Annotated in this window: 1 protein-coding gene; it reads left to right on the forward strand. The window is 46.3% G+C overall.

The window, feature by feature from the left end; all coding sequences use genetic code 11:
* Nucleotides 1-1,039: 1,039 nt before the first annotated feature.
* Nucleotides 1,040-1,558: DUF21 domain-containing protein (locus tag WKK33_RS00650; protein WP_337932036.1), on the forward strand; the 519-nt coding region annotated here is incomplete at its 3' end.

Below are 1,558 nucleotides of genomic sequence, written 5' to 3' on the forward strand. Positions count from 1 at the left end.
CTTGCGAGTTTTTTTGCAATTAACAAGTCGGCATATTTCGGATGGTTACGTTAAACCCAAATCTAATGACCGATTTCCTCTATAAATAGTATATTTTTATCCTACTGGTGTAAAAGGGGTTTTATATTTGTTTGGGCTTAACGAACGTGAGGATGGATAGCTATGGGAGGGATGGCAAGGATTTGTTGAAGGCGTAGTCGTGACTCAAAAATCGAAACAATCTATACCGAAAACTACACATTTCTCTTGAACGAGAAAAATGTTAGGCGCAAATATGCGATTCTTGGCGAGTTCTTGTAATTGCCTATCAATCAATGACTTATCAAAATAACGCTTCGCTCGGCGTTTCGGAAACAACTTTCAACGTTGCGAAACATGCCTAACCGAGGCGCGAAACATGGCCTTTTGTGGTGCGAAACATGCCCGATCGAGGCTCGATATATGCCCAGGCGCAACTCGAAACATGCCTAACGTTGAAATCAGGCTCCGTTGTTTGAAGCAAAATCTTGCAAATACAGGATTTTCCTCGTCTATTTCACATAAAAAGTGCGCACGTTTTTTTCAGAACAATCCCAACAATCCAATGGCACGCATCGATAGTTTCATCTTGATAGTCCGCCGATTCTTCCCCGTCGACCCTTTGCTGGTGAGATTCAAACCAGGGGCAGGGGATGGCCTGATGAACGCCATGTAGCGGATGACACCCGTCGTGATCGACCCCGTCATGTTTCTTTTCCAAGCATGGGTGAGTAGGGTGACCTATTTGCCCACGAATCTCGGCATAGCCTCGCCGACAAACGGCAGATGGCCTTGTGCCCACATGCTCGCTCGTTTGGCTTAACGAAAACAATGTGAATAACAGGATGTTTTAGTTAAAGAATTGCAATATTTGATGGTGATAATAGTGAAATTATAACAAAACATGTATCTTTGTTTCGCAATGATATACCAATTGTTCATATACCATAAGGCTCTTCGTTTATAGTAAGTGGGCTGCATCCCCCTACAGACAACTTATTATTAACGAGACAAACATTTAATGGGCTTAATCATTTTATACTTTTTAGGTGCTCTGTCACTATCCTTTTTGTGTTCCGTCCTTGAGGCGGTCCTCCTATCCACTCCCATGTCGTTCATCACGATGAAGGAGAGCCAAGGCTACAAGGCCGCCCCGTTGATGAAGCAATATAAGAACAACGTAGACCGTCCGGTGGGAGCCATCCTTTCCCTCAACACCATTGCGCACACCATTGGGTCGGCGGGTGTGGGCGCAGAGTCGATCAAACTCTTTGGCGAGGAATATTTCGGGCTCATATCGGCCATTCTAACGCTATTGATTTTGGTTCTCTCCGAAATCATCCCGAAGACCATTGGCGCCTCGTATTGGCGTTCGCTCGCCATGCCATCCACCAAGATTATCCGTGTGCTTATTTTCATCACCTATCCGTTGGTGCTGCTCTCCGAGCTCATCACGCGTGTGTTCAGTCCGAAGGGGCAGCAGGCTTCGGTGAGCCGTGAGGAGGTGTCGGCCATGGTCGATGTGGGCACCACGGAGGGC

The organism is Hallella sp., from assembly GCF_037460745.1.
GTDB classification, from domain to species: Bacteria; Bacteroidota; Bacteroidia; order Bacteroidales; family Bacteroidaceae; genus Prevotella; species Prevotella faecis.